Below are 21,900 nucleotides of genomic sequence, written 5' to 3' on the forward strand. Positions count from 1 at the left end.
TTTTTGTCTGTCCGCGGGCTTACTTGCTGCCTGTGTTAATGAAGGGGGCCAGGGCGTCGGCCACGCCGCTGATGGGCATGGTCTGAAGCACCACCCGGCCGGGACCGGTGATCACCGTGTTGAACAGCCCCTCGCCGCCGAAGAGCACGTTCTTCACGCCCTTGATCATCTGGATCTCCATGGAGCAGGTGGCGTCCATCATAGCCAGGTTTCCGCTGTCCACCACCAGGCTCTGCCCCGCCCGGAGCTCATACTCCACCACGGAGCCGTCCAGCTCCACAAAGGCCATGCCGCTGCCGGAGAGCTTCTGCATGATGAAGCCCTCACCGCCGAAGAAGCCGGCCCCCAGCTTCTTCTGGAAGAAGACCGACAGCTCCACGCTGCGCTCCGACGCCAGGAAGCCCCGCTTCTGCACCACCACCGGGTGGGCGGGGTCAATCTGGACCGCCCGGATGGCCCCGGGGAAGCTGGAGGCAAAGGCGATCATGCCCGGGCCGCCCTGAGCCGTATACGTATTCTGAAAGAGAGAGTCACCGGAGAACATCCGTCCAAAGGCCTTGCCCAGGCCGCCGGCCCCGGTCTCCATCTTCATGTTGGGGCTCATCCACACCATGGAGCCCCGCTCCGTGATCATGGATTCCCCGCCCTCCAGCTGGCAGATCACCACCGGCATAGGCTCGCCTTGGATTTCGTACTTCATATGTTACCCTCCTTTTATCTGGATAGATTTAGTATATTCCGGTTTTCGAAGGGATTCAACCTCTCCCTCCCCATCTTTACAAAATCTTAAGAGCTGTGTTATCATGGTAAAAACTGCATGGGAGGCACACGTCAATGACACAGCTGACACGGGAGCAGGCCCTGGACCTGCTGAAAGAATACAATCACGAACCGTTCCATCTTCGCCACGCCCTTACGGTGGAGGCGGTAATGGACTGGTACGCCCATGAGCTGGGCTACGGGGACCAGGCGGCGTTCTGGGCCATGGCCGGCCTGCTCCACGATCTGGACTTTGAGCAGTACCCTGACGAGCACTGCGTCAAGGTACGGGAGATCATGGAGTCCAGGGATCTGGACCCCGCCCTCATTCACGCGGTGGTGAGCCACGGCTGGGGCATGACCGGCGGAGACGTTCAGCCGGAGCACGAGATGGAGAAGGTCCTCTTCGCCGCCGACGAGCTCACCGGTCTGATCGGAGCGGCTGCCCTGATGCGCCCCTCCAAGAGCGTGCAGGACATGGAGCTGTCCAGCCTGAAGAAAAAATACAAGGACAAGCGCTTTGCCGCCGGCTGCTCCCGCGAGACCATCGCCCAGGGCGCCGAAATGCTGGGCTGGGAGCTGAACGACCTGCTGGACCGCACCCTCCAGGCCATGAAGGCCAAGGAGGCGGACATCGAGGCCCAGTGCGCTGCTCTGTAATCGTTCTCTGCTGATAAAAATCGCGGTCTGCCGGAAACGGCAGACCGCGATTTTTATTTTTATCTGTTGGCCGCTTCGGCATCGATGCCCGCCCGCTCCTGGGCAATGTTCAGGGCATGGTCGCCGATACGCTCAAAATCGGTGAGCAGCTCGGAGAAGATGATGCAGGCCTCGTCGGAGCATATACCCTTCCGCATCCGCTCCATCTGGTGCTTCCGGTAACTCTCCGTCATGTCGTCCATCCGCTGCTCCAGCGCGGAGACCTTGGTCAGCCATTCCGTAGGCTGGATGTTCTCCTGCTCCAGCAGGTCCATGGCGTCCAGGCAGACACCCTCCATGGTCTTGAGCTCCTTCTGGGCCTCCTCGGAGAAGTGAATGTTCTTTTCATGCATCATCTGGGTATACTCGCAGATGTTCATGGCGTGGTCGCCGATGCGCTCGATGTTGCCGGTGATCTTGAAGTAGGCGCTGACCGCGGTGGAATCCTTCTCATTGGTCTCAAACACGATTACCTTGGAAATGTATTGAGAGATCTCTTTATTCAGATAATCAATATATTCCTCCGTGGCGGAAGCCGCCTCCAGATGCTTGGGGTCCCGGTCCAGCACCGCCTGGAAGCCCAGGGCGATGTTGTCCTTGGCCATGGACAGCATCCGGTTCAGTTCCTGCCGCAGCTGGGTGATATACATGGCGGAGAAACCGATGGGGTGCTCCTGCTTGGTGTGGATGGGGCCGGGCACCAGGTAGGCCAGGTGCATCCCCTCTTCCCCGCTCTCGCTACGGTCGGGCAGGATCTTCATGGCGATCTTCACCAGATAGTTGCCCAGAGGCAGCAGCAGCAGGGTGGTCACCACATTGAACAGGGTGTGCATATTGGCGATCTGAGCCGCCGGATTGTCGGGGGTCAAACCCTGCATCCACTGGGTCAGAGGCGTCAGAATGCAGATCGTGGTAAAGAGCGCCGTACCGATCAGGTTGAACATCAGGTGGATCACGGTGGTGCGCTTGGCGTTGCGGCTGGTGCCCACCGAGGCCAGCACCGCGGTGATGCAGGTGCCGATGTTCTGTCCGAACAGGACGAACACCGCATTGTCCAGGCCGATCACCCCGCTGACCGCCAGGGCCTGCAGGATACCCACCGAGGCGGAGGAGGACTGGATCAGGGCGGTAAAGACGGCGCCGGCCAGGATGCCCACCAGGGGGTTGGAGAAGGTGCTGACCAGATTGACAAAGGCGGGCCACTCCCGCAGGGGGGACATGGAGGAGCTCATCATCTCCATACCGATAAACAGCACGCCCAGGCCGGCCAGGATGTTGCCGTAGTGGTGGATCTGGGGCTTTTTCAAAAAGACCACCATGGCCACGCCCACGAAGGCGAACAGCGGCGCCAGCGCCCCCACGTCCAGGGCAATCAGCTGGCCGGTGATGGTGGTACCGATGTTGGCGCCCATGATGATCCACACCGCCTGGCGCAGGGTCATCATGCCGGAATTAACGAAGCCCACCACCATGACGGTAGTGGCGGAGGAGGACTGGATGACGGCGGTGATGCCGGCGCCCACCAGCACACCTAAAAACCGGTTGGAGGTAAGCCGCTCCAGAATACTCTTCATCCGGTTGCCGGCCGCGGCCTCCAGGCCGGAGCTCATCATCTGCATACCATAGAGAAACAGTGCCAGGCCGCCCAGCAGCCCCAAGACAATGCTCGAAATTTCCACTTTTTTCCCCTCGTTTTACACTCTTTTTTCTATCTCTTTACATTTTCCAGCAGTAGTATACCCAATGTAAAGTACTCCGTCAATGGCTTTTACGATAACTTTACAAAACACCGGCCCTCTCATTTTATCCAGCTATTTTCTTTTTAGGGGGAATTTTCTCAGCCAGCGGCTTTTTTCCGTTCTCACGTTGCCTTTTCCAAACTTTTAGGCTATACTACCCTATACCCAACAATAAAACGAAAAAGGAGCGCACGTATGGAATATTCGTCCGCAAAACGCCCCAGAGTTCCAAAGAGCAAGGCCGGCAAGCTGCTGCTCAATCTGGTGGTCACCGCCGTCATCGGGTTTCTGTACTTCTATATCGCCCTGCCCCCTATCAACCTGCAATCCGGGGACTTTTACACCTTCGTGGGCATCCTGTGCGTGGTGTACGTGCTGTGCGCCCTGGTCACCTCCGGCATGCAGACCGTCACCTCCGGCGGCGGGCCCAGAGAGTTCCTGCTTTTCATCAAGAAGCAGTGCCTGCCGGCAGGCATCCTGTTCCTGGCCCTCATTCTGGTGGCGGTGGTGGGCTCCGTCATCTCCCTGCCCATCTTCCGGGCGGCAGACTACCGGGACCTGCTGACGGTGGAGGACGGCCAGTTCGCCCAGGACATCAGCCAGATCTCCTTCAATGAGATCCCCACCCTGGACAAGGACTCGGCCAACTACCTGGGGGACCGGCAGATGGGCACCCTCAGCGACATGGTCAGCCAGTTTGAGTACTCCAACGACTCCACCCAGATCAACTATCAGGGCCGGCCCGTCCGGGTGGCCCCCATCGACTACGCCGACATCATCAAGTGGTTCACCAACCGGGGCAACGGCCTGCCCGCCTACGTCATCGTGGACATGGTCACCCAGGAGGCCCAGGTGGTGCGCCTCACCGAGGGGATGAAGTACTCCTTCTCCGAGCCCCTCAACCGCAACATCGAGCGTCACCTCCGCTTCCAGTATCCCACCTATATCTTCGGCACCCCCCAGTTTGAGATTGACGAGGAGGGCCACCCCTGGTGGATCGCCCCCCGCATCGTCAAGACCATCGGCCTGTTCGGCGGCCAGGACATCCATGGCGCCGTGCTGGTGGACGCCATCACCGGCGAGAGCACCTACTATGAGCTGACCGATATCCCCACCTGGGTGGACAACGTGTTCACCCCTGAGCTCATCATGGAGCAGTACGACTACCACGGCACCCTGATCAACGGCTTCATCAACTCCATCTTCGGCCAGCGGGACGTGACGGTGACCACCGCCGACTCCAACTATATCGCCCTGAACGACGACGTGTATATGTATACCGGCGTCACCTCCGCCAACGCCGACCAGTCCAACCTGGGCTTCCTGCTGTCCAACCAGCGCACCAAGGAGACCAAGTTCTACTCCGCCCCCGGCGCCACCGAGGCCGCCGCCATGTCCTCCGCCCAGAGCGTGGTCCAGGATCTGGGCTATATCGCCACCTTCCCCCTGCTGCTCAACATCAACAGCCAGCCCACCTATTTCATTCCCCTGAAGGGCAAGGACAATCTGGTGAAGATGTACGCAATGGTCAATGTGGCCCAGTACCAGATAGCCGCCACCGGCACCACCGTCTCCCAGTGCGAGCAGGAGTATATCCGTATGCTGCAGGAGGGGGGCATCACCCAGGCGGAAGAAGTGCCCCAGACCGTGGCCAGCGGCGTCATTGACGACATCCGCTCCGCCGTCATGGACGGCAACTCCTTCTACTTCATCCGGCTGGAGGGGACGGACACCTATTACAGCCTGTCCGCCGCCCAGAACCCCATCGCCGTCATCCTCAATGTGGGAGACACCGTCACCATCCAGCACGCCGCCCCGGTGGAGGGGGGCGACAACTCCATTCTGGAGGGCTCCTCCGTCACCCTGGACACCCCCGCACCGGAGTCCACGCCGGAGCCCCAGTCCTCCCCCCAGGTCACCCTGCCGGTGATCCAGGAACCGATCCTCTCCGAATAGGTCAACGGCCCTGCCGCAGAAAGCGGCAGGGCCGTTTTTTATTTTCTCCTGCCCGGCAGCAGGGCCAGGGCCTGGGGAGAGAGCAGCAGCAGGGCGCACAGGTTGGGCAGGGCCATCAGGCCGTTGAACAGGTCGGTGAGCTGCCACACCACCGTTACGTCGGCGGTGCTGCTCCACACCACCGCCCCCAGGAAAGCCAGGCGGTATCCCCCCCGCCAGCGGTCGGTGCCGGTGAGGGCGGACAGGCTCCGCTCCCCGTAATAGCTGCACCCCAGCAGGGAGGTAAAGGCAAACAGCAGCAGGCACACCGCCACAAAGGCCTCCCCAAAGGGCCCCAGGACGGTGGAAAAAGCGGCGGCGGACAGCGGGGCCCCCAGCATACTGTCGGTGACAGTTCCGGCGCGGAGGGCGGCCAGAGCCGCCTCCTCCTGATACACGCCGGAGGTGAGGATCACCAGGGCGGTGACGGTACACACCACCAGGGTGGCGAAGAACACCTCAAACATCCCCCACAGTCCCTCGTCGGCTGGGTTTTCCACATCAGAGGCGGCGTGGGCCATGGCGGAGGTGCCCATGCCCGCCTCGTTGGTGAATACCCCCCGGGCCACCCCGTAGCGCATGGCGGCAGCGATCCCGTAGCCCGCCCCGCCCCCCAGGGCGGCCCTGGGGCAGAGAGCGCAGGTCACGATCCGTTCCAGCGCACCGGGCAGGGCCGCCCGGTGGCAAAAGAGCACCACCGCGCCGCCCCCCAGAAACAGCAGGGCCATACAGGGCACCAGCTTCTCGCTGACCTTGCCGATGCGGCCGATGCCCCCCAGAATCACCGCCCCGGTGAGCAGGGCGGTGACTACCCCCACCGCCAGCCGGTCCCAGCCGAAGGCGGCCTCCAGGGAGGCGGCGATGGAGTTGGACTGGACCAGGTTGCCTCCCGCCAGGGAAGCGGCGGCGCAGCTCAGGGAGAACCAGGCCGCCAGGAAGGGGCTGCCCAGGCCGTGGGCGATGTAGCACATGGGTCCCCCCTGCCACAGGCCATCCCTCCCCCGCTCCCGCCAGCGCACCGCCAGGGTCTTTTCCACAAAGCTGGTCATCATGCCCAGAAAGGCGGACACCCACATCCAGAACACCGCCCCCGGTCCGCCGAAGAAGATGGCGGTGGCCACCCCGGCGATAGAGCCGGTGCCGATGGTGGAGGCCAGGGCGGTGGACATGGCCTGGAGCCGGGTCAGTCCCCGGCCCGTGCCCTTCCCCCCTCTCCGCAGCAGCCCGCCCAGGGTGCCCCCCAGCCAATACTTCACACCGAAAATCTGAAAGAATCCAGTTCTGACTGAAAAATACAGGCCGCTGAGCAGAAACAGGCCCAGCAGCCAGGGGTTCCAGATATGATCACCCAGCCGTTCCAGCATGACCACGCCCCCACCTCCCCTCTTTCCAGAGGTATGCGGCGGGGGCGTGGGTCATGCCTGATACAATTTTATGTCAACGGCAGGCGGGCGGTAAAGGTCACCCGGCCATCTTCCATGGCGGCGGTCAGCTTGCCTTTATGCCGCTGGACGATGGCCCGGGCGGTGGACAGGCCGATGCCGTATCCGCCCGTCTCCCGGGATCGGGATGGGTCCGCCCGGTAGAACCGGTCGAACAGCCGGGGCAGCTGGGCCGGGTCCAGCCCAGCGCAGGGATTGGAGAGGGTCAGCACCGCCCAGCGGCCCTGCTGGGTCAGGGTCAGGCGGATGGTACCGCCGGCGTCACAGTATTTCACCGCGTTGTCCAGCAGCAGCGTGTGCAGCCGCTTCAGATTCTCGGTAACCCCCCGTACCACCAGGCCGGGGGTGATGTCGCTCTCCAGGGTCTTGCCGAAGGACTGGGCCAGGGGACCGTAGTCCTCCACCTGGGCGGCGGCGATGCGGCTCAGCTCCACCGGCTCGGCCTCCGCCTCCGGCAGGGCCTCCTCGCTGCGGGCCAGCTCCACCAGGTGGCCGATGAGCCGGTCCAGCCGCCCCACCTGCACCTGGGTGCTCTTCAGCCAGCGGTTCTCCCCCACCGTGGCCTCCAGCAGGCCGGTATTGGCCGAGATGACGGCCAGGGGGGTCTTGAGCTCGTGAGAGGCGTCGGTAACAAACCGGCGCTGCTTCTCCAGATTCTCCGCAAAGGGCCGCACCACCCGCCGGGAGAGGAGAAAGAGCAGCAGGAACACGATGGCCACGCAGGCCAGGGAGGCCAGCAGGGTGAGCCGCAGCACGTTGCTGGCGGCCTGGAGCTGGAGGAAGCAGTCCAGCACCACGATGGTCTGTCCGCCGCCGGCCTCGTCAAAAATGCCGAAGCGGTAGTACCCGCTGTAGCCGGAGGTGCGGCCGGAGTCCAGGATCTCCTCCACCTGCTCCACCATCATTTTCCGGTCCAGGGCGGCGATGTGGTCGGTCTCCACCTCCGACACCTCCCGCTGGCCGGTGAGCCGCACCACAAAGTAGCGGGTTTCAAAAGGGGTCTCCATGGTGACCTGAAAGCCGGGAAAGGCCCTGGGGTCCGCCGCCTCCTCCGGCTCGGGGAATTTTCCCGCGTTCTGGTGGAGGACACCGATGACCTCATCCGCCCGGCTGGTGGTAATCATGTGGTAACCCAGGTTGATGACCAGGCAGAGGGCCGCCAGGGTGCCCGCCAGGGAGGCCAGGGCGATGAGGAGGAACCGGCGGCGCAGACTGCGGATCATGTCCCGGCCTCCAGCATATACCCTCGCCCCCGGCTGGCGGCGATGCGCACGCTGGTGTGCAGGCTCTCCAGCTTGCGGCGCAGATAGGAGATGTAGGACCAGACCACGCTTAATTCCGCCTCACTTTCATAGCCCCAGATCCGCTCCATCAGCTCCTCGGTGGACAGGAACCGGCCCTGCTGCCGCATGAGCAGCTCCAGCAGCTGGTACTCCCGGTTGCCCAGCCGCACCGAACCGCCGTTGGAGGACGCCTCAAAGGTGGTCCGGTCCAGGGTCAGGTCCCCCACCGTCAGCTGGTCCGGGGTGAACGAGCCGCTGCGCCGGGTCAGGGCCCGCACCCGGGCCACGAACTCTCCCATGGCGAAGGGCTTGGACAGGTAGTCGTCCGCCCCGGCGTTCAGGCCGCGGATGCGGTCGGTCACCTCCCCCTTGGCGGTGAGCAGCAGCACTGGGGTGGACACCCCCTTCTCCCGCAGCTGATGGAGCACCTCCAGCCCGTCCCGGCGGGGCATCATGATATCCAATACCAGGCAGTCGTAGTTCTCCGCCAGACCGTAGTCCAGGGCGTCCTGCCCGTTGTCCACCACATCCACGGAGTAATGCTCCCGCTTCAGCATGGCCTCCAGGGCCTGGGCCAGGTCCCGCTCGTCATCGGCCACCAAGATCCGCATATGCACCAGTCTCCTTTTGTTGTTGTCTGGCGCAAGTTTAGCGGGTGGTTATGCCCTGGGTATGGATGCTTTTTTAACAATTTGAAAATTTTCTCAGGCCTCCCCGCCCAGATCCAGAGCGCAGGTCAGGGTGCCGTCATCCATCTGGACAAAGCTGAGGGCGATCTCATCGGTGCCGGACAGCAGGGTTACCGCCGCGGTGCCGTCCTCCCCCTCCGTCACGTCGGTGACCGAACCCTCGCTGAATTCCAGGGCGACGGTGCTGGTCACTTCCCCGTCCAGATCCAGCACGGACACCTCCACGGTGCCCGTCCCGGGCAGGCTTGCCACCGTCAGGGTGCCGTCCTCCGCCGTCAGGTACTCCGCCTCGGTGTCCCCGGCGGTAAAGCGTATGGTGGTGTCGGCCAGGGCAGCCCCCGCCTCATCCTGGAAGGAGGCCGTCATGGTCAGGGTGGCCTCCGGCTCCGCGGTGTCCGCCGGGCTCTCGGTCACCTCCTCCTGCACCGGGGTGTTGGTGGGATCGGGGCTGGGACTTGCGGTCTCCTCCGGCTCCTGCTCCGACGAGCAGGCTGCCATGGTCAGCAGAAGAGCCATGCCCAGGCCCAGGGTGATCCATTTATTGCATTTCATAGAGATTACCTCCAAAACGTAAGTTCGGGGCCTCGCCCCTTGGGGCTATCATACGCTCCCAACTCAAAAGCAGCTTTAAGCCGTCCTTTTAAGTTGCTTTAAAGTCCCGCACCTATAATGTGGGTAATGCCCGTCCGGCCACCGGCCCGGCGGACACGGAAGTAAGGAGGGATCTGATTTGATTGAGATCGACCATCTCACCAAACGCTACGGCAGCCACACCGCAGTGTCAGACCTGTGTCTGACAGTGGAGCCGGGGCAGATCTACGGATTCCTGGGGCCAAACGGCGCCGGGAAGTCCACCACCATGAATATCATGACCGGCTGCCTGGCCGCCACCGAGGGCACTGTGCGTATCGGCGGCCACGATATTTTTGAGGAACCGGCCCAGGCCAAGGCCCTCATCGGCTACCTGCCGGAGCAGCCGCCCCTCTACCTGGACATGACCCCCCTGGAATATCTGGCCTTCGTGGCCCAGGCCAAGGGGGTGAGCCGGGAGGATCGGAAGCGGCAGCTGCATCGGGCCATGGAGGTCACCCAGATCGAGGGGGTGCAGAACCGGCTCATCAAGAACCTGTCCAAGGGCTACAAACAGCGGGTGGGCATTGCCCAGGCCCTGCTGGGAGACCCCAAGGTGGTGATCCTGGACGAGCCCACCGTAGGCCTGGACCCCATCCAGATCATCGAGATCCGGGACCTGATCCGGGAGCTGGGCAAGGAGCACACTGTCATTCTCAGCAGCCACATTCTGTCTGAGGTGCGGGCGGTGTGCCAGCAGATCATGATCATCTCCCGGGGCAAGCTGGTGGCCAGCGACACCCCGGACAATCTGGAAAAGCTGTTCGCCGGTACCGCCACCCTGGAACTCACCGTCAAGGGCAGCGAAGCTCAGGCCAGGGCGGTCCTGGGGGCCCTGCCCGGGGTGAGTTCCCTCACCTGCCGCCCGGGGGAGGAGGAGGGCCGCACGGCGGTCTCCCTGGAGACCGACCCGCCGGCGGATCTCAGCGAGGCCGCCTTCCGGGCCTGCGCGGCGGCTGATCTGCCCATCCTGCGGATGGATATGCGCCGGGCCAGCCTGGAGGACGTGTTCCTGGAGCTCACCGCCGCCGACCAGCCGGCGGCTCCCGCCCCTGAGGCGAAGGGGCCTGAGGACGGGCCTTCCGGCCAGCCCGAGGACGAGGAGGATGAGGAATCTTGACCGCTATTTATCAACGGGAGCTGCGCTCCTATTTCCACGGCATGACCGGGTACGTGTTCATCGCCTTCCTGCTGCTGTTCGCCGGCATCTACACCATGTTCTACAACCTGAGCAGCGGCTACCCCAACTTTGAATACGTGCTCCAGGCCATGACCATCATCTATCTGATCGCCATTCCCATTCTGACCATGCGGGTCATCGCCGAGGAGCGGCGGCAGAAAACCGACCAGCTGCTCTACACCCTGCCCATCGGCATGACCCGGGTGGTGCTTGGCAAGTACCTGGCCATGGTGACGGTGGTGGCCGCCCCCTGCGTGGTGATGGCCTTCTACCCCCTGCTGCTGTCCACGTTCGGCACGGTCTCCTTCCCCACCGCCTACGGCGCCCTGGTGGGCTTCTTCCTGCTGTCCGCCGCCCTGGCCGCCATCGGCCTGCTCATCTCCTCCCTGACGGAAAACCAGGCGGTGGCCGCCGGGCTGTGCTTCGCCGTCATGCTGCTGCTGTACTTCATGTCCTCCCTGTCCTCCTTCGTGCCCAGCTCCGCCGGCGCCTCCCTGGGTGCCCTGCTGGTCACCATCCTGGTGATCGCCATTCTGGTCCGCATCTTTACCCGATCCACCCCGGCGGCGGTCATCACCGGCCTGGTGGGGGAAGGCATCCTCCTGGCCGCCTATCTGACGGCCTCCGATTCCTTTTCCGGCCTCTTCGGCCGGGTGGTGGACGGCCTGTCCGTCTTTGCCCGGTTCAGCACCTTTGTGGACGGCATGTTTGACTGGACTGCGGTCATTTATTATCTCTCCATCATCGCTGTAGCCCTCTTCCTGGCGGTGCAGTCCATGGAGAAGCGGAGGTGGAGCTGATGAAGTGGAAAAAACCGGACGGGGCCTCTCTGAAGCGCTCCTTCCACACCCGGACCTTCCGGGCGGGCGGCTACAGCCTGGCGGCGGCGGCTGTGGTCATCGCCATCGCCGTGGCCATCAACCTGGTGGTGGGCGCCCTGCCCGCCGACTGGACCAAGATCGACCTGACCAGCAGCGGGCTATACTCCCTGTCCTCCCAGACCCAGCAGATAATCTCCGGTCTGGAGGATGAGGTCACCGTGTACTGGATCGTCCAGAGCGGCTCGGAGGATGACACCATCGGGGAGCTGCTGGACCGATATGAGGATCTGTCCAAAAACCTGAAGGTAGAAGAAAAGGACCCGGTGGTCTACCCCAACTTCGCCCAGCAGTACACCAGTGAGAGCCTGTCCAACAACTCCCTGATTGTGGTCTGCGGGGACCGCAGCCGCTATATCAGCAACTATGACATCTATGTCACCGACTATGAGTCCTACTACACCAGCGGCACCGCCTCCACCCAGTTCGACGGGGAGAGCCAGCTAACCTCCGCCGTGGACTATGTGACCAACGAGGATCTGCCTGTGGTGTACACCCTCACCGGCCACGGGGAGAGCGACCTGCCCTCCAGTCTGTCCGGCGGCGCCGAGGAGGAAAACCTGCTGCTGGAGGACCTGAGCCTGCTCACTGAGGAGGCGGTGCCTGAGGACGCCGACGCCCTCATCATCTACGCCCCCCAGAGCGACATCTCGGAGGACGAGAAGGATATGATCCTCACCTACCTCCAGGGGGGCGGCAAGCTGCTGCTGGTCACCGACTACTCCGACACCGAGATGCCCAACCTGGCGGCGGTAATGGAGTACTACGGCACCTCCCTGGTGGACGGCATTGTCATGGAGGGGGACAGCAGCCACCATATGCGGGGCTCCAGCTACTACCTGCTGCCCGACATCGGCAGTCATGACATCACCTCCCCCCTGGCCGACGGCGGCTACTACGTGCTCATGCCGGTGGCCCAGGGCATTTCCGTGTCCGACCAGCTGCGGGACGGGCTCACTGTCACCCAGCTGCTCACCACCACCTCTTCCTCCTACTCCAAGACGGACGGCTACGACCTGACCACCTACGACAAGGAGGACGGAGACATCGACGGGCCCTTCGCCCTGGGCGTGGCCATCTCCGAGGAGGTGGAGGACGGCACCACCGGCGTGGTGTGGCTCACCACCAGCCATATGTTCGACGAGGAGACCGATATGCTGGTGTCCGGTGCCAACACCGACCTGTTCCTCAACGCCCTGGACTGGATGTGCCAGCGGGAGAGCGCCATCTCCATCCGGGCCAAGGATCTGTCCGCCGAGTACCTGACGGTGCCCTCGGCCGACGCCTCCACCTGGAGCCTGATCCTGGTGGTTACCCTGCCGGCGGTCTTCCTGATCGCGGGCGCCTATGTGACCATCGTAAGGAGGAAGCGCTGATGAAACGTGGAAGCAAACTGCTGCTGCTGTGCATGGCCCTGGTGGTCCTGGGTGCCTGCTACGTGGCGGTGCGGCAGCTCACCGCCGACCCGGAGGAGGACGAGGGCATCGCCCTGGCAGGGCCGGAGACCCCTTCCCAGCTGTCCTGGACCGACGACAGCGGCACCCTCACCCTGGAACACGAGGGGGACGAGGGGTGGATCTGCGCCGACGACACCGCCTTTCCCCTGGACCAGACCGTGCCGGAGGACATGACCGCCGCCCTGGCGGCAGTCACCGCCAGCCGGCAGATCGACACGCCGGAATCCCTGGCCGACTACGGCCTGGACGAGCCGGCTCTCACCGTCACCGCCCTGGACGAGGACGGTACGGAGTACAGCTACGCCTTCGGCAACACCAACGAGCTGACGGGAGAGTATTATATGCTGTACAACGGAGACCAGGACACCGTCTACCTGGTGGACTCCGCTCTCCACGACGCCTTCAATCTGGACCTGTACGACATGGTGCAGATGGAGGATCTGCCCGAGTTCGGCTCGGTCACCGCCCTGTCGGTGGAGCAGCCTGACGGAAGCCTCTCCCTCATTTACGAGGAGGACAGCACCGGCCTGTGCTACGACACCAGCAAGCACTGGTTCCTGGAGCAGGGGGATTCCCTTCTGGCCCTGGATTCCAGCAAGGTCAGCACCCTGACCGGCGCCGTCACCGGGCTGTTCTGGGATTCCTGCGTCACCTATGACGTGGACGACCAGGAGCTCACCGCCTGGGGGCTGGACGACAGCGCGGCCATCGTCACCGCTGTCTACACCGCCGCCATTGACGAGGGGGAGGACACCGCCGAGCCGGAGACCTTCGTGCTCCGGCTGGGCAGCACCAGCGATGAGGGCACCTACGCCATGCTGGAGGGCTCCTCCATGGTGTACCTGATCAGCGCGGACACTGCCGACACCCTGCGCTACGCCTCCTACTCCTCCCTGCGGCCCGACAATCTCTGCTCCATGGACTGGGATACGGTGGACCGGCTGGACATCACCCTGGACGGCACCACCTACACCATCTCCTTTGACGAGACCGAGACCGAGGTGGACGGTGAGACCGAGACCACCACCCGCTACACCTGGGACGGCCAGGAGCTGGACAGCACCGATGTGGAGAGCATGCTCTCCACCGTCAACAGCCTGACCGCCGCGGGGGATGCCTCCGGCTCCGCCGATGACAGTCCCCTGGTCACCTTCACCTTCCACCGCAACACCAACGACTTCAGCCAGCTGACCCTGACCCTGTATCCCTGGGACACCGGCTCCTGCCTGGCCGTCTTTACCGGCGAGAGCGGCCGGCTGGTGGACCGCAGCGCGGTCACCGACCTGACCGAGCAAATTCAGGCCCTGTTTGCCCAATAAGAAAAAAACGTCCGCCCCGGACCAAAAGTCCGGGGCGGACGTTTTCGTATGTTCCGTGATTCAGTTGCCGTTGAACTCGTGGAAGAAGCGGTCGTGGATGACCTGCACCGCACGGTCAGCCTCCGGCAGGTCCACCAGAACGGAGACCTTGATCTCACTGGTGGAGATCATGTTGATGTTGATGCCGGCGTTGTACAGGGCCTCGAACATCTTGGCGGCCACACCGGGATTATGCACCATGCCGGCGCCCACGATGGACACCTTGGCGATGGAATCGGTCACGTCGATGTGGTCAAAGCCCAGGGCGGTCTTGTGGTCCTCCAGAGCCTGCTTGGCCCGTTCCATATCCTGCTTGCCCACGGTGAAGCTGATGTCCTTGGTGTTGTGGCGGCCGATGGACTGCAGGATGATGTCCACGTTTACGTTCTCCTTCGCCAGCAGGGAGAAGATCTTAAAGGCAACGCCCGGCTCATCGGGCAGACCCACCACAGCCAGACGGGCCACATTCTTATCGCAGGCTACCCCGCTGATATGCATTTTTTCCATGGTCTTTGCAACCTCCTTGACTTTCGTACCCGGTTTGCCGGAAAAGCTGGAGAGCACCTCCAGACTGATGCCGTATCGCTTGGCCATCTCCACCGAGCGGTTGTGGAGCACCTGGGCCCCCAGCGTGGCCAGCTCCAGCATCTCGTCGTAGGTGATCTCCTCCAGCTGGAAGGCCTCCGGCACCACCCGGGGGTCGGCGGTAAAGACGCCGTCCACGTCGGTGTAGATCTGACACAGATCGGCGTGGAGTACGGCCGCCAGCGCTACCGCGGAGGTGTCCGAGCCGCCCCGGCCCAGGGTGGTGATGTCCTCGTATTTATTGATGCCCTGGAAGCCGGTGACGATAACGATGGCCTTCTTGTCCAGCTCAGCCAGCACCCGCTCGGTGTTCACCCGCTTGATGCGGGCGTCACCGTAGGTGGAGTTGGTGCGGAAGCCGGCCTGCCAGCCGGTCAGAGAGATCACAGGATAGCCCATGGCCTCAATGGCCATGGCGCACAGGGAACAGGAGATCTGCTCACCGGTGGACAGGAGCATATCCATCTCCCGCTTGGAGCCGTGGGGATTGATCTCCGCGGCCTTGGCGATCAGGTCGTCGGTGGTGTCCCCCTGGGCGGAGAGCACCGCCACAACGCTGTGGCCCCGGCGATAAGTCTCAGTAATGATGCGGGCCACGTTGCGGATGCGGTCCGCGTCCGCGACAGAGCTGCCGCCGAACTTTTGCACGATGAGTCCCATTGGTGTTTGTACCCCCTAAATCACAGGAAAATCTATACTGCCGCCCGCTGCCTTATCCTATGCGGCGGCGGTCATACCGGTCAATCCAGCACCCGGAAAACCGAGCAGGGCTTCAGCCCCGCCAGGCGCTGGTCCAGCGCACCCCGGGTCATGGGCTCGGTCACAAGGGCGAACTCCCCCTCCGGGGCGCCCGACCGGGCCAGCAGGGCACGGTCCGGGAACACGGCCTTGGCCTGCTCCGCCGTCCCCTCCACCCGGATATACCAGGCGCTCTCCAGGTCGGCGGGAGAGACGGTCACGTCCTCGCCGCCCTCGGACCAGAACATCCGCTTCTTCTCGTCCCGGTGCTTGGCCGCGTCGATCACGTCGGCTACCACCGCCGAGGCGGTGGGCAGCTTGCCGGCGCCCCGCCCGTAAAACATGACCTCGCCGATGGCGTTGCCCTTCACCGTAATGGCGTTGAACACATCCTCCACGCCGGCCAGCGGGTCCTCCTGATCCACCAGGTGGGGCGCCACATAGGCGCACACCTTGCCGTCCGCCCGGCGCATGGCCCGGCCCAACAGCTTGATCTTCTTCCCGCAGGACTCCGCGTAGGCTACATCCGCCAGGGTCACGCCGGTGATGCCCTCGGTGGGCACCTGCCGGGGATAGACGTGCCGGCCGAAGGCCAGGGAGGCCAGAATGCAGATCTTGCGGCAGGCGTCATGGCCCTCGATGTCGGCGGTGGGGTCCTGCTCGGCGTAGCCGTTGGCCTGAGCCTCCTTCAGGGCGGCGTCAAAGCTCAGTCCCGCCCGGATCATCCGGGTCAGGATATAGTTGGTGGTGCCGTTGAGGATGCCGCACAGCTCCTCGATCTCATTGGCCGCCAGGCACTGGTTCAGGGGCCGGATAATGGGGATGCCGCCCCCCACACTGGCCTCGAACAGATAGCTGACCCCCTTCTCCTGGGCCAGCCGCAGCAGCTCGCAGCCGTGCTCGGCCACCAGCTCCTTGTTGGAGGTGACCACGCTCTTGCCTGCCATCAGCGCCCGTCGGGTGAAGTCCAGGGCCACCTTGGCGCCTCCGATGGTCTCCACCACGATGCTGACCTCCGGATCGTTCTCAATGATGCTGAAGTCGTGCACCACCTTGTCGGCAAAGGGGCTGTCGGGGAAATCCCGCACGTCCAGAATATATTTCAGGCGGATCAGATCGTCCACCTTCCGGTCGATATGGGGACCGTTGGTGGCCAGCACTTCCGCCACGCCGGACCCTACCACGCCAAAGCCCAGGATCGCCACGTTCACCATGGTATTGCTCTCCTTTCTGTCTTACGGGCCTCAGCCCGCCAAAATCTCACAGCGCAGGACGGCCTGCTGGTTCTGCACCTGCTCCAGCAGTTCCTCCAGAGAGATCTGAAGGCCCGACGTCTCCGCCCCGATGGTCACCGCCGCGCAGCCATTCACCGGAATGGCCTGGTTGATGGTGAGAATATTCCCGCCGGTCTGGGCAAAAATACGCAGGACAGAAGACAATCCCCCCGGCTCATCCTTCAGCAGGATCTGGAAGGTGACGATCCGGCCGTGGAGCATGTCGTTGAAGGGCTGCACCGCGTCCTTGTACTTGTAAAAAGCGCTTCGGCTGATACCCACCCGCCGGGCCGCCAGGTTCACTGTATCCACCTCGCCGGTCTCCAGCAGGCGTTTGGCCTCCGCCACCTTCAGAAAGACCTCAGGCAGGGCACTGGCCTCCACAATAAAATAGTTGGGTGTCTTTCCCATGGATAACCTCCGGACTGTCCTTATTAGGAAGTCATTTGTCTGTGTCTTGTGGTCTATTGTAGCACACCCTCCCCGCTGCCGCAAGGGTCCCTTTCTCCTTTGCCTGCTGATTTCAGGCCAGTCCCCTCCTCCATTTTTCGTCATTTTATACATATCCAGTTTTTTGGGGGGTGGCCGCGGCGGAAAACAGACATCTGCGATTCCTGCTCCGGCTGACTTACGCCGCGCTGCTGGCCGGCGGGCTATGGCTGGCGGGCCGGGTGCTGCTGCCCTGGCTGCTCCCCTTTCTGGCGGCCCTGGGCCTGTCGGCCCTGCTGGAACCCTGCGTCCGCTTTCTGATCCGGCGGCTGCGCATGGGCCGCCGGTGGGCCGCCGGGCTATGTACGGCGGCCCTGGCGGGCGGACTGGCGGCAGCGGCGGGTCTGCTGCTCTGGCGGGGCTGGTATGAACTGACAGTACTGCTGGGCCGGCTGCCCCAGCTGATGTCCGGCCTGCCGGAGCTGGCCGGGGAGCTGGAAAGCTGGCTCTACCGCTTTCTGGTGGCCCTCCCCCTGCCTGCCCAGGAGCCGGTAAAAGCGGCTCTGGATCATCTGATGGAACAGGGGGCGGGACTGCCCGCCCGGCTGTATGAGCGGCTCACCACCCTGCTTGGGAATGCGGCCTCCGCCCTGCCCGCTCTGGCGCTCTTCCTGATAACCACCCTGCTGGCCACCTATCTGATGAGCGCCTGCCGGCCGGAGCTTCTGGCCCTGGCAAAGGAGCGCATCCCCAGGTCCTGGCAGCGGGAACTGAGCCAGCTGGGCGGCGGCCTGAAACAGGCCCTGGGCGGCTGGCTGAAGGCACAGCTGATTCTCATGCTCATCACCTTCGGGGAGCTGGCCGCCGGCCTTTTCCTGCTGCGGGTGGAGCTGGCCCTCCTGCTGGCCGGGCTGGTGGCTTTGCTGGACGCCCTGCCGGTGTTCGGCGCAGCTGTGGTACTGGTCCCGTGGGCCCTGGGGGCTCTGCTCGGCGGCCGCATCCTGCTGGGAGTTGGACTGCTGGTGCTGTGCGGGATCGTCACCCTGATGCGCAGTCTGCTGGAGCCCAGGCTGGTGGGTCAGCGGGTGGGGCTCCACCCCCTGGCCGCCCTGGCCGGGATGTACGTGGGTTTCCAGGCTTTCGGCGTGGCGGGTATGATCCTGGCCCCTCTCGCCCTCGTTCTGGCAAAGCAGCTCTGGACCTGCGGCGTTCCACAGCGGCTCTGGTCACAGATTTAAAAAGCGGTTCCCTGGAGCAGCTGCTCCAGGGAACCGCTTTCCTCTATGCTTACCCGCCGGCCGGCACATAGGGCTCTTCCGACGGGCCCGACGTCGGGGACGCGCTGGGCGTCTGGGTGGGGTCTGTAGTCGGCTGCGTGGTCTCGCCGCCCGGGGTCTCTACGGGCGGCAGATTATAGTCGGGATAGGTGGTCTCATCCGCCGGGTCGAAGCCGGGCCACTGCTCCTGTGTGGGCCAGGTGGAGGGATCATACCGGTTGAAGGAATAGGGATCGTACTCCGCCGGCGGGGCCACAGCCTGGGTGGTGTGGACCGTGCAGGTGCCCTGAGCCTCCAGGAAGCTGTACAGGTAGCTGCTGTCCCGGGCGACGGCACCTCCCACACTCTCCCGGGCATAGTCCAGGATGCCGATGGTCTTGACCGTGCCCTCGGTGATGCCCAGGGCCGCATTGGCCTCCCGGGGACAGTACTCCCCGGCCAGATGGTACAGGCCGGAGATGGCCGTCCCATCGGAGCCCAGCACCGGGCAGGCGGTACACACCTCTACCTCCTTGTGCAGGCCGCAGCGCTCGGTGGGGATGTCATCCTCAAACAGCGTGACGCTGATGACCCGGCTACCCCGGGGATCGGCGGCACAGGCCTCGGTGGCCAGCAGGCCGCTGTCCTGACAGATCTGCACCGTCTTGGTGCCGCCGGGCTGGGTGAAGTTTTTGTTCTCCAGTCCCTCGTGGATGGGCGCCATCACCTTTTTCCACATGCTGACCGCCGGGTTGGGGCTGCTCTGCACCCGCTCTGGGTTCTTGTAGCCCACCCAGACTGCGGCGGTGTAGTAGGGCGTATAGCCCACGAACCACTTGTCGTTGCTGGAGGTGGTGGTACCGGTCTTGCCGGCCACCGTCATACCGGAGAGCTGGGCTCCGGTACCGGTAGCGCCGCTGTACTTGCCGTTGACCACGTTCTTCAGCAGCTCATTCACATACCAGGTGGTCTTGGTGGACAGAACGGCCTCCGGCTCGTCATCGGTGTTGTCCAGAAGGACCTCCTCTTTGCCGTCCACCTCGCGGGTGACCTTGGTGTAGGTCTTGGGCTCGATATACAGGCCGTCCCGGGGGAATACCGAGTAGGCGGCCGCCATGTCCATGACGCTGACGCCGCTGGTCAGACCGCCCAGGGCCAGCTGGCTGGTGCCGTAGTCGTTCTTGACCTCGCCGCCGGCCACCAGCTCCTCCACCAGATCGATATGGAAGTTATCCTGCATGAACTGGAAGGAGGTCTCCACACCCAGCGCTTCCAGCGTCCGTACCGCCACCGGGTTGGAGGAGACGGCGATGGCCGGGGCCAGGTTCATCAGGCCCTTATAGTGGGAGTAGGAGTTGACGGGCCAGGCCTTGCCGCTGTAGACCTGCACCGGGTAGTCGTCAAAGGCGGAGGCAGGGGTGATGATTCCGTACTCCAAAGCCGGGGCATACACCGACAGGGGCTTGATGGAGGAGCCGGGCTGCCGGGTGGTGCCGCTGGCCATATTGAGCAGCAGGTTGCCCTCCTTCTCACCCAAAGCGCCCGCCAGGCCCACCACGTTGCCGTCCGGGTCAATGATGACGATGGCCGACTGGATCTCCTGACCGCTCTTTGACACCAGATCCAGGCTGCTGCGGTCGTAATAGACAGATTCCACCACCGACTGGACCTTCGGGTCCACACAGGCGTAAATCTTCAGGCCGCCGGAGAGCACCATGTCCTCCGCCACCTGCTCGGAGTACCCGTATTTCTCGATCAGATCCTCAATGACGTCGGAGATGACCTGCTCGTCGTACCAGTTGTAGATGGTGGAGGGCTTCTGCTCGTCCTGTCCCCGGACAAAGTTCAGCTCTTCCGCCACCGCCTCATCATACTCCTCCTGGCTGATCATCCCCAGGTCCAGCATCTTCCACAGCACCAGTTCCTGCCGCTGCTTGTTCCGCTCCCGGCCGGTGGTGACCTCCCCGTCGGCGTTGGTCATGCGCACGGTGGAATAGGGGCCGTAAATCGTGGGGTTGTTGGTAATGGAGATGAGGCTGGCGCTCTCGGCCAGGGTCAGTTCCGACACGTCCTTGCCGAAGTAGTTCTCCGCAGCGGTGGCCACACCGTTGCAGCCGTCGCCCAGATAGATATAGTTGAGATACCACTCCAGGATCTGATCCTTGGAGTAGGTGGCGTCAAAGTCCAGGGCCCGGAAAATCTCCAGGATCTTCCGCTTCACCGTCACGTCGTCATACTGGGTGAAGTTCTTGATGAACTGCTGGGTGATGGTGGAACCGCCCTGGATGTCCCCGCCGGTGAACATGAGCAGCACGCCCTTCAGGGTGCGCTTCCAGCTGACGCCATTGTGCTTGTAGAAGTTCTCATCCTCAATGGCGATGGTAGCCTGCTGCAGGGACTTCGGGATCTGATCCAAAGTCACCAGCTTCCGATTCTCGCTGCCGTGAAGGGACAGGTGCTCCGCATATTCCCCGGTCTCCGAATCCTTATAATAAATGGTGCTGGTCTCGTTCATGACGATATTGGCGTCCACATGGGCCTGGGGCAGGATCACCGTGCGGATATAATTGGCCGCGAAGCAGGCCAGGATCACCGAAGTGATCACGCCGATCAACAGAATGGTCCCCACTACCTTCCCGATAGTGGAACATACCACGGCGGCCGTGGAGGGCCGCTTCCGCCGTCGCTCGGGACGTGGGTTCTGATTGCTGGTTGCTGACAAAATGACACCTCCGTTATTCAGGTGGAACAGTCAAAGGGTACAAATTAACAGGATATATTATAACACATTCCGCCTCATTGTCCACCCTACGCGCTTCCTGTTTTTCCACATTTTGTTGCAGGTAAAAATTTGGCTCGTCTCACTCTTGCATTTTTGGGCCGCGCAGGATACAATAATAGACGAAGAAAAGGAAGGTATGGTGCCCGATATGAGTGAAGAATTTGGCCCCGATTTCATCACCGTTACCGATGAGGACGGCAATGAATTTGAGCTGGAGCATCTGGACACACTGGAGTACAACGGACAGACCTACATGGCCTTCTTCCCCGCCGTCCAGGGCGAGGAGGGCGACAAGGTCCAGGACGTGGACCTTGTCGATGAGGAGTACGGTCTGATCATTCTCAAGGCGATCACCGTGGACGGTGAGGAGCAGCTCTCCACTCTGGACAGCGAGGAGGAGCTGGAACTGGTCTACCAGCAGTTTATGGAAGCGCTGTTCGCCGACGAAGAGGACAACTGAAACACGATTCCTGCTCGGTGCGTGACGGGTTTTATTTAAACCCACATCTCTGAAACGGGATGCCCCACTCATGGCGTGGACTGCAGGCCTCCCGGCGCCCCCCGAGGGCGGCTGGAAGTTGGAAGCAACGAAGCGCCATGGAGGCAACCCACCTGCCATTTTGTGCAGGTTTTAAATGGATCCGCACGGCCACAGCGGGGCCCCCACGAAACTTAGTTTCGTGGGGTTTTTTCTTTTTAAAACTGAACAAAGTGTAAAAACTGTTTT

The 21,900-nt window shown here is 63.0% G+C and carries 18 protein-coding genes and 1 other RNA gene; 9 read left to right on the plus strand and 10 right to left on the minus strand.

Annotated elements, in window-relative coordinates; translation table 11 throughout:
• Positions 1–19: 19 nt before the first annotated feature.
• Positions 20–700 carry a TIGR00266 family protein gene (locus E0E41_RS05450; protein WP_130869074.1) on the minus strand — a complete coding sequence of 227 codons (681 nt, stop codon included), beginning with the start codon at positions 698–700 and terminating at the stop codon, positions 20–22.
• Positions 701–834: 134 nt separating this feature from the next.
• Here E0E41_RS05450 and E0E41_RS05455 point away from each other — a divergent pair, with 134 nt between their 5' ends.
• Positions 835–1,419: a hydrolase gene (locus tag E0E41_RS05455; RefSeq protein ID WP_130869075.1), complete on the plus strand. Its 585-nt coding sequence runs from the start codon at positions 835–837 to the stop codon at positions 1,417–1,419.
• A gap of 59 nt (positions 1,420–1,478) precedes the next feature.
• Here the strand turns inward: E0E41_RS05455 and E0E41_RS05460 are convergent, their stop codons facing one another.
• On the minus strand, positions 1,479–3,137 hold the full coding sequence (locus E0E41_RS05460) for a Na/Pi cotransporter family protein (protein WP_130869076.1): 1,659 nt from the start codon (positions 3,135–3,137) through the stop codon (positions 1,479–1,481).
• Positions 3,138–3,392: 255 nt separating this feature from the next.
• On the opposite strand from E0E41_RS05460, the gene E0E41_RS05465 reads away from it, so the two are divergent.
• Complete coding sequence (locus tag E0E41_RS05465) at positions 3,393–5,153, plus strand: CvpA family protein (protein WP_130869077.1); 1,761 nt, start codon at positions 3,393–3,395, stop codon at positions 5,151–5,153.
• 38 nt (positions 5,154–5,191) lie between these two features.
• On the opposite strand, the gene E0E41_RS05470 is transcribed toward E0E41_RS05465, so the two are convergent.
• The 4 genes from E0E41_RS05470 to E0E41_RS05485 form a co-directional block, all read right to left on the minus strand.
• The gene (locus E0E41_RS05470; RefSeq protein WP_242623702.1) at positions 5,192–6,556 is read right to left on the minus strand and encodes an alanine/glycine:cation symporter family protein; all 1,365 of its coding nucleotides are present in this window, start codon (positions 6,554–6,556) and stop codon (positions 5,192–5,194) included.
• Positions 6,557–6,624: 68 nt separating this feature from the next.
• Entirely contained in the window at positions 6,625–7,857 is a 1,233-nt protein-coding gene (locus E0E41_RS05475) for a sensor histidine kinase (protein ID WP_130869079.1), read from the minus strand.
• On the minus strand, positions 7,854–8,528 hold the full coding sequence (locus tag E0E41_RS05480; RefSeq protein ID WP_130869080.1) for a response regulator transcription factor: 675 nt from the start codon (positions 8,526–8,528) through the stop codon (positions 7,854–7,856). Before E0E41_RS05480 ends, E0E41_RS05475 begins: the two co-directional genes overlap by 4 nt.
• 93 nt (positions 8,529–8,621) lie before the next feature.
• Entirely contained in the window at positions 8,622–9,158 is a 537-nt protein-coding gene (locus tag E0E41_RS05485) for a hypothetical protein (protein WP_130869081.1), read from the minus strand.
• A gap of 178 nt (positions 9,159–9,336) precedes the next feature.
• Between E0E41_RS05485 and E0E41_RS05490 the strand changes: the two genes are divergently transcribed.
• From E0E41_RS05490 to E0E41_RS05505, 4 genes are read left to right on the plus strand one after another with little or no spacing between them, the layout of a single operon-like run.
• Positions 9,337–10,356: an ABC transporter ATP-binding protein gene (locus tag E0E41_RS05490; RefSeq protein ID WP_130869082.1), complete on the plus strand. Its 1,020-nt coding sequence runs from the start codon at positions 9,337–9,339 to the stop codon at positions 10,354–10,356.
• Positions 10,353–11,216, plus strand: a complete 864-nt coding sequence (locus E0E41_RS05495; RefSeq protein ID WP_130869083.1) for an ABC-2 transporter permease — start codon at positions 10,353–10,355, stop codon at positions 11,214–11,216. The genes E0E41_RS05490 and E0E41_RS05495 overlap by 4 nt, the downstream gene beginning before the upstream one ends.
• Positions 11,216–12,670 carry a GldG family protein gene (locus E0E41_RS05500; RefSeq protein ID WP_130869084.1) on the plus strand — a complete coding sequence of 485 codons (1,455 nt, stop codon included), beginning with the start codon at positions 11,216–11,218 and terminating at the stop codon, positions 12,668–12,670. Before E0E41_RS05495 ends, E0E41_RS05500 begins: the two co-directional genes overlap by 1 nt.
• Positions 12,670–14,070, plus strand: a complete 1,401-nt coding sequence (locus tag E0E41_RS05505; protein WP_130869085.1) for a DUF4340 domain-containing protein — start codon at positions 12,670–12,672, stop codon at positions 14,068–14,070. The genes E0E41_RS05500 and E0E41_RS05505 overlap by 1 nt, the downstream gene beginning before the upstream one ends.
• 60 nt (positions 14,071–14,130) lie before the next feature.
• On the opposite strand, the gene E0E41_RS05510 is transcribed toward E0E41_RS05505, so the two are convergent.
• The 3 genes from E0E41_RS05510 to E0E41_RS05520 all read right to left on the minus strand — a co-directional run bounded on the left by E0E41_RS05510 (position 14,131) and on the right by E0E41_RS05520 (position 17,117).
• The gene (locus tag E0E41_RS05510; protein WP_130869086.1) at positions 14,131–15,354 is read right to left on the minus strand and encodes an aspartate kinase; all 1,224 of its coding nucleotides are present in this window, start codon (positions 15,352–15,354) and stop codon (positions 14,131–14,133) included.
• 80 nt (positions 15,355–15,434) lie between these two features.
• Positions 15,435–16,646 carry a homoserine dehydrogenase gene (locus tag E0E41_RS05515; protein ID WP_130869087.1) on the minus strand — a complete coding sequence of 404 codons (1,212 nt, stop codon included), beginning with the start codon at positions 16,644–16,646 and terminating at the stop codon, positions 15,435–15,437.
• Positions 16,647–16,676: 30 nt separating this feature from the next.
• Positions 16,677–17,117, minus strand: a complete 441-nt coding sequence (locus E0E41_RS05520) for an ACT domain-containing protein (protein WP_130869088.1) — start codon at positions 17,115–17,117, stop codon at positions 16,677–16,679.
• A gap of 170 nt (positions 17,118–17,287) precedes the next feature.
• Between E0E41_RS05520 and ytvI the strand changes: the two genes are divergently transcribed.
• A complete protein-coding gene (ytvI, locus tag E0E41_RS05525; protein WP_130869089.1) occupies positions 17,288–18,373 on the plus strand; it encodes a sporulation integral membrane protein YtvI in 1,086 nt (361 codons plus the stop codon).
• Between the two features lie 49 nt (positions 18,374–18,422).
• Here ytvI and E0E41_RS05530 read toward each other — a convergent pair whose 3' ends face one another.
• Positions 18,423–21,113: a transglycosylase domain-containing protein gene (locus E0E41_RS05530; protein ID WP_242623703.1), complete on the minus strand. Its 2,691-nt coding sequence runs from the start codon at positions 21,111–21,113 to the stop codon at positions 18,423–18,425.
• 208 nt (positions 21,114–21,321) lie between these two features.
• On the opposite strand from E0E41_RS05530, the gene E0E41_RS05535 reads away from it, so the two are divergent.
• Positions 21,322–21,633, plus strand: coding sequence for a DUF1292 domain-containing protein (locus tag E0E41_RS05535; RefSeq protein WP_242623704.1), 312 nt, complete (start codon positions 21,322–21,324; stop codon positions 21,631–21,633).
• A gap of 4 nt (positions 21,634–21,637) precedes the next feature.
• A non-coding RNA gene (ssrS, locus tag E0E41_RS05540) (6S RNA) lies at positions 21,638–21,838 on the plus strand.
• The last annotated feature ends 62 nt before the right edge of the window (positions 21,839–21,900 follow it).

The sequence above is a fragment of the Intestinimonas massiliensis (ex Afouda et al. 2020) genome (assembly GCF_900626285.1).
Lineage (GTDB): Bacteria > Bacillota > Clostridia > Oscillospirales > Oscillospiraceae > Flavonifractor > Flavonifractor massiliensis_A.